Origin of the sequence: Janthinobacterium sp. AD80 (genome assembly GCF_002878455.1) — a bacterium.
Lineage (GTDB): Bacteria > Pseudomonadota > Gammaproteobacteria > Burkholderiales > Burkholderiaceae_D > Janthinobacterium.
Genome location: NZ_NRDQ01000114.1, coordinates 1 through 5,787, shown reverse-complemented (window position 1 = coordinate 5,787; position 5,787 = coordinate 1). Strand labels below are relative to the sequence as shown.

Annotated in this window: 8 protein-coding genes; 7 read left to right on the top strand and 1 reads right to left on the bottom strand. The window is 64.4% G+C overall.

The window, feature by feature from the left end; genetic code table 11:
* The 5 genes from JaAD80_RS20040 to JaAD80_RS20020 form a co-directional block, all read left to right on the top strand.
* A partial coding sequence (locus JaAD80_RS20040) for an FUSC family protein (protein WP_180979500.1) occupies positions 1-1,144 on the top strand: 1,144 nt, incomplete at its 5' end.
* Between the two features lie 302 nt (positions 1,145-1,446).
* On the top strand, positions 1,447-1,644 hold the full coding sequence (locus JaAD80_RS20035) for a hypothetical protein (protein ID WP_102296622.1): 198 nt from the start codon (positions 1,447-1,449) through the stop codon (positions 1,642-1,644).
* Positions 1,645-1,709: 65 nt separating this feature from the next.
* Positions 1,710-2,090, top strand: a complete 381-nt coding sequence (locus JaAD80_RS20030; RefSeq protein ID WP_258003099.1) for a glutaredoxin family protein — start codon at positions 1,710-1,712, stop codon at positions 2,088-2,090.
* Between the two features lie 28 nt (positions 2,091-2,118).
* Positions 2,119-2,298, top strand: coding sequence for a hypothetical protein (locus tag JaAD80_RS20025; protein ID WP_102296621.1), 180 nt, complete (start codon positions 2,119-2,121; stop codon positions 2,296-2,298).
* A gap of 105 nt (positions 2,299-2,403) precedes the next feature.
* Complete coding sequence (locus JaAD80_RS20020; RefSeq protein WP_102296619.1) at positions 2,404-2,592, top strand: hypothetical protein; 189 nt, start codon at positions 2,404-2,406, stop codon at positions 2,590-2,592.
* Positions 2,593-2,655: 63 nt separating this feature from the next.
* Here JaAD80_RS20020 and JaAD80_RS20015 read toward each other — a convergent pair whose 3' ends face one another.
* Complete coding sequence (locus tag JaAD80_RS20015; RefSeq protein ID WP_102296617.1) at positions 2,656-3,210, bottom strand: cob(I)yrinic acid a,c-diamide adenosyltransferase; 555 nt, start codon at positions 3,208-3,210, stop codon at positions 2,656-2,658.
* A 150-nt stretch (positions 3,211-3,360) separates the two neighbouring features.
* On the opposite strand from JaAD80_RS20015, the gene JaAD80_RS20010 reads away from it, so the two are divergent.
* Together JaAD80_RS20010 and glcE are read left to right on the top strand one after the other, a co-directional pair.
* On the top strand, positions 3,361-4,851 hold the full coding sequence (locus JaAD80_RS20010) for an FAD-linked oxidase C-terminal domain-containing protein (protein ID WP_102296615.1): 1,491 nt from the start codon (positions 3,361-3,363) through the stop codon (positions 4,849-4,851).
* Between the two features lie 16 nt (positions 4,852-4,867).
* The coding region (glcE, locus tag JaAD80_RS20005; protein WP_102296613.1) for a glycolate oxidase subunit GlcE at positions 4,868-5,787 on the top strand (920 nt) is incomplete at its 3' end.

Genomic DNA, 5,787 nt, shown 5'->3' with positions numbered 1-5,787 from the left:
AACGCCGCCGCTGGAATGGCAGCGCCGCCTGGCCGCCTGCGGCCGGCGCCTGGAGGCGGCGCTGGGCGCCTTGCTGCCGCTGCGCCTGAACGTGGAATTCATGGATCTGGGCATGCCGCGCGCGACGCAGATGCCATGGCGCGAAGCGGCTTTCCTGGCGCTGGGGCAGGCGTGGCAAACCCTGAAAGTCAATGCCACGCCGCAGTCGCTGAGCTGGCGCCACGCGGCGCGCGTCTCGCTGGCGACGACGGCCGGCTTCCTGCTGGTCGAGGCGCTGCATATTCCCTTCGGCTACTGGGCCACCATGGCCACCTTGCTGATACTGCAGCCATCCGTGTCGACCACCTGGCCGCGCGGCATCGAGCGCGTGGCGGGCAGCGTGCTGGGCGCCGTGCTGGCCGTGCTGATCGGCCTGGTCATCCACACGCCGCTGGGCATCTCGCTGGTGGTGTTTCCCCTGATCGTCGCCACCATGGCCTTGCGCCGGGTCAGCTACAGCCTGCACGTGCTGTTCATGACGCCGGCCTTCGTGCTGGTGGCCGACTATGCGGCGCCGGCCAGCGAGATGGTGTACGCGCTGAGCCGCCTGGGCAACAATGTGCTGGGCTGCCTGCTGGCCTTGCTGGCCACTTTCTTCCTGTGGCCCGACCGCGAGGCGGACGACCTGGACCAGCGCCTGGCGAAAGCCGTGTCGGCCAACCTGAAATATCTGCTGGCCGTGCTGGCGGCCGGTGGTAAATGGGATAGCGCCATTGCCCGTCTGCGCCGCGAGGCGGGGCTGGCCAGCAATAACGCCGAGCAAGTCTTGCAGCGCCTGCGTATCGAGCGCCGGCTGGACCGCGGTAGCGGCGTGGGCCTGGCGGCGCTGCGCACCTTGCCGCTGCTGCGCCGCGTGGCGGGCAGCACGGCGCGCATCAGTCTGAGTCCCCTGGCCGAGCCGGCCACGCCGGAGCTGCAGCGCTGGATCGCCGCCGTCAGCACGGAGATCGATGCGCTGCTGCGCGGCGAGGCGGACGTGGCCGCCCCCGGCCCCTGCGCCAGTACGGGCTTGACGTCCTTGCAGGCCGATGCCGTGGCGCAGGTGCAACTGCTGCGCGGCTTGCTGCGTGAGCATGTGCGGGCGATGCAGGCCGGAATGCCGTGACAGCGGCACGCTGAAACGTTGCCCGGACGGGTGGCAGCCGCTCGGCCGGTTGCGCCCGCAACCGGCCTTTTTCCTGCTTGCGGCGCCAATATTGTATAGACGTTTGGCGCCCGCCAATCTCTCCAAATTCCACATTGCACGGGCTTCGCCGGTATATTTAATAAAACGAAAATATATCGAAGGGAAACGTTGACTCTAAAATAAGTGCGCTCTATATTCGATTTTGTGGGATGTATATTTTGCAAGCTAATAAGCATCGCATTGCGGGCCGCAGCCTCTTTCCAATCAATCGAAAGTAGAAAATGTTTAAAAAGATCGCACTTTTCCTGTTTGCCATTGGTGTCAGCGCATCCTATTCGGTGGGGGCAGCAGGCGACGGATTGAGCAGCTGCAAGACCGAGTGCTTCGGCGCCTTTACCGATTGCATGGATGCTGGCCATGCCAGGGATACCTGCATCGCCCTGTTTAATGGTTGCAAGGCCGAATGCGCCGCGAATTAAGCAAGCCAGGTTTGCCGGAGACGGACAATCCCCCGGCTTGGAATTAATGACGTCAAGGTGGCTTCATGATGCAAAAGAAACTGAAAACGATCGCCATGTATGGCGTGATCCTGGCCGCCGGCCTGGGCAGCGGCTATGGCTTGTCCTTGTTGCCCGGTTTATTCAAATCGAATTACACGGAAGGCAATTACGCCGCGTATTTCCCGAATGCGCAAGCCAAGGTGGTGTTATATGGCACGGACTGGTGCGGTTATTGCGCCAAGACGCGTGCGTATTTCAAGGAAAACAAGATTGACTTCGTCGATCTCGATATTGAAAAGTCGCCGGAAGCGAAAAAAGCCCATGCGGAACTCGGCGGCGGCGGCGTGCCCGTGGTCTTGATCGGCAACCGCAAGATCCAGGGGTTCAATACGGGCGCGCTGGAAGCGGCGCTGAAGAAAATCTGACCTGCACTTTTAACTTGAAAGGCTGACCATGTTCAAAAAGCTTGCCGCTTTCCTGTTTGCCGCCGGTGCGGCCCTGTCCTTCAATGTGCAGGCGGGTAGCCCGGATTGCACTTTCGTCTGTGAACGCAACATGCTCGATTGCGTGGAATTCGACCAGCCGGCCTGCCTGACGAATTACAGGGCGTGCATGAATCAATGCCTGCGCTAGGCGAGCAATAGCGCTGCGGCACGCAAAGCCCGGTATTGAGCTGGCGCTAAGGGGCGGCGCCCATGCATCGCCGTTATCGCGCGACATTCATGCAAGAGAGTACCGATGTTTAAAAAACCGGGTTTCTTTTTGTTTGCCATGGGCGCCAGCGCCTCGTATGCCCTGGCCAGCAGTAGCGCCGACATTTCGGAATGCCAATCCGAGTGCCATATGGCGCTCGACACCTGTGTGCTGGAGTTCAAGGTTCCTGCCTGCGTGCGCGTCAATAAAGCGTGCCTGCAGGCTTGCGGCTAGCGAGCTTCCGCCAGCCTGATAACGCACGGCGATGCTGTTTGACCGGCATCGCCATTTTGTATGTCATCCGCGCGTGCGGTCATGCCGCCACAGCACGTCGCTGCCGCCGGCAAAGCGGTTGAGCACGCGCGACAGCACGAACAGCAGGTCCGACAGGCGGTTCACGTACTGGCGCGGGTGTTCGTGCAGGGCTTCCGCATTGGCCAGCGCGACGATGCTGCGCTCGGCGCGGCGGCAGACGGTGCGGCACACATGCGCCAGCGAAGCGGCGCGCGAGCCGGCCGGCAGGATGAATTCGGAGAGGGCCGGCAAGTCCTCATTGTATTTCGCCAGCAGGTCATCGAGGCGCAGCACATGCTCTTCCTTGATCAGCTGGTAGCCGGGAATGCAGATTTCGCCACCCAGGTCGAACAGATCGTGCTGGATGGCCACCAGCTCGCCGCGCAAGGCGTCGGGCATGTCTTCGCACAGCAGCAATCCCAGGTTGGAATTGAGTTCGTCCACGTCGCCCATGGCGTGGATGCGCGCGCTGTCCTTGCTGGTGCGGCTGCCGTCGCCCAGGCCGGTGCTGCCATTGTCGCCCGTGCGCGTGGCGATTTTCGAAAGTCGGTTGCCCATGATCTGATCCGGTAAAGAAGAATGGGGGCAGCATACGACACTGCGCGCCTGCCGGGTACGCATTTGCCCGCCATGGTGACAAAAAACGCGCTGCGCGCCACTTTTGTGCTTACAATCGTTGCACGCCCATGTCCATTTGCCTCTCATCTTATGCTCAATGCCGTCCCTGATTCCGGATTGACCGCCGCGCGCCAGCACGCCGTCGTCGCGGCCCTGCTGGCCGTGCTGCCGGCCCGCTGCGTGCTGTCCGACGCCGAAGATACGCGCCCGTATGAATGCGATGGCCTGGCCGCCTACCGCCAGCTGCCAATGGTGGTGACCTTGCCCGACACGGAAGAGCAGGTCATCGCCATCCTCGGCGTCTGCCGCGAGTTGCAGGTGCCGATCGTGCCGCGCGGCGCCGGCACGGGCCTGTCCGGCGGCGCCTTGCCGATCGCCGATGGCGTGGTGCTGTCGACGGCGCGTTTGAACCGCATCGTGCGCCTCGATGCGTATGCGCGCACGGCCGTCGTGCAGCCTGGCGTGCGCAACCTGGCCATCTCCGAAGCGGCAGCACCCCATGCGCTGTACTACGCGCCCGACCCGTCGTCGCAGATCGCCTGCAGCATCGGCGGCAACGTGGCGGAAAACTCGGGCGGCGTGCATTGCCTGAAATACGGGCTGACCGTGCACAACGTGCTGCGCGTACGCGTCGTCACCATCGACGGCGAGGTGCTGGAACTGGGTGGCGAATCACTGGACTCGCCTGGCCTCGACCTGCTGGCCGTCTTCATCGGCTCCGAAGGCATGCTGGGCATCGTCACGGAAGTGACGGTAAAGCTGGTTCCCAAGCCGGCCACGGCGCGGGTCATCATGGCCTCGTTCGGCGACGTCGTCACGGGCGGCAACGCGGTGGCCAACGTGATCGCCGCCGGCATCATCCCGGCCGGCCTGGAAATGATGGACCAGACTTCCTCGCGCATGGTCGAGCCGTTCGTCAAGGCCGGCTACGACATCGACGCGGCCGCCATTTTGCTGTGCGAGGCCGATGGCACGCACGAGGAAGTGGAAGAGGAAATCGCGCGCATGACGGCCGTGCTGGAAGGGGCGGGCGCCAGCGCGATTGCCGTGTCGCAGTCGGAAGCGGAGCGCATGAAATTCTGGTCCGGCCGCAAGAACGCGTTTCCCGCAGCGGGGCGCATCTCGCCCGATTACTACTGCATGGACGGCACCATCCCGCGCAAAAAACTGGCGGAAGTGTTGACGGGCATCGCCGCCATGGAAACGACGCATGGCTTGCGCTGCGCGAACGTGTTCCACGCGGGCGACGGCAACCTGCATCCGCTGATCCTGTTCGACGCCAACATGCCCGGCGAATTCGAGCGCGCTGAAGCGTTCGGCGCGGACATCCTGGCGCTGTGCGTGGCGGTCGGCGGCACCATCACGGGCGAACATGGCGTGGGCATGGAAAAGATCAATTCCATGTGCGTGCAGTTTACGCGCGCCGAACTCGATGCCTTTTTTGCCGTCAAGCGCGCCTTCGATCCCCACACTTTGCTGAACCCCGACAAGGCGATTCCCACCTTGAACCGCTGTGCCGAATTCGGCAAGATGCACGTGACGGCGGGGCGGCTGCCGTTCGCCAACCTGCCGCGTTTTTAATTTGCCGGAGACTCTTTTGCAAGCGATCGTGGAACAATTCAGGCAGCAGATCCTGGCGGCCAGCGCGGCCGGCACCCCCTTGCGCTTGCGCGGCGGCGGCAGCAAGGACTGGTATGGCGGGCCGCCGGCAGGCCAGGTGCTCGATACGCGCGCGTATGCGGGCATCATCGACTATGAACCGACGGAGCTGGTGATCACGGCCCGCTGCGGCACGCCGCTGGCCGAAATCGAGGCGGTGCTGGCCGCGCGCAACCAGATGCTGGCGTTCGAGCCGCCGCACTTCGGCCCTGGCGCCACCGTTGGCGGTGTCGTGGCGTGCGCCTTGTCCGGGCCGCGCCGCGCCAGCGCGGGCGCCGTGCGTGACTTCGTGCTGGGCGCCGTGCTGATGGATGGCCATGGCGAACGCCTGGCCTTTGGCGGGCAAGTGATGAAAAACGTGGCCGGCTACGATGTCTCGCGCCTGCTGGCGGGATCCATGGGCACGCTGGGCCTGATCCTGGAGGTGTCGTTGAAAGTGCTGCCCTTGCCGCTGCGCGAAGCGACGTTGCGCTTGCCGTGCGCGGAAATTGCCGCCCTGCGCCTGCTCAATGAATGGGCCGGCAAGCCGCTGCCCATTTCCGCCAGTTGCTGGCATGACGGCGTGTTGACGGTACGCCTGTCAGGGGCCGACGCGGCCGTCTCGGCGGCCTTGCAGTCGCTGGGCGGCGAAGTGCTGGCGCTGGATGACGCGGCCGTCTTCTGGGCCGCGCTGCGCGAGCAGACGCACGCTTTCTTCGCTGGCACCGGCAGCCTGTGGCGGCTGTCGCTGCCGCCGCACGCCAGCGCCATCATCCTGCAAGGACGCCAGCTGATCGAGTGGGGCGGGGCGCAGCGCTGGCTCAGGCTCGATGGCGACGCGGATGCCGCCGGCGCCCGGCAGATCCGCCAGGCCGTGGC

What these genes read in the sequence shown, in the direction of transcription:
- JaAD80_RS20030 (WP_258003099.1), top strand. Translation starts at nt 1,710, where the DNA reads ATGATGCAAAAGAAACTGAAAACGATCGCCATGTATGGCGTGATCCTG.
- JaAD80_RS20010 (WP_102296615.1), top strand. Translation starts at nt 3,361, where the DNA reads ATGCTCAATGCCGTCCCTGATTCCGGATTGACCGCCGCGCGCCAGCAC.
- JaAD80_RS20025 (WP_102296621.1), top strand. Translation starts at nt 2,119, where the DNA reads ATGTTCAAAAAGCTTGCCGCTTTCCTGTTTGCCGCCGGTGCGGCCCTG.
- JaAD80_RS20020 (WP_102296619.1), top strand. Translation starts at nt 2,404, where the DNA reads ATGTTTAAAAAACCGGGTTTCTTTTTGTTTGCCATGGGCGCCAGCGCC.
- JaAD80_RS20015 (WP_102296617.1), bottom strand. Translation starts at nt 3,210, where the DNA reads ATGGGCAACCGACTTTCGAAAATCGCCACGCGCACGGGCGACAATGGC.
- JaAD80_RS20035 (WP_102296622.1), top strand. Translation starts at nt 1,447, where the DNA reads ATGTTTAAAAAGATCGCACTTTTCCTGTTTGCCATTGGTGTCAGCGCA.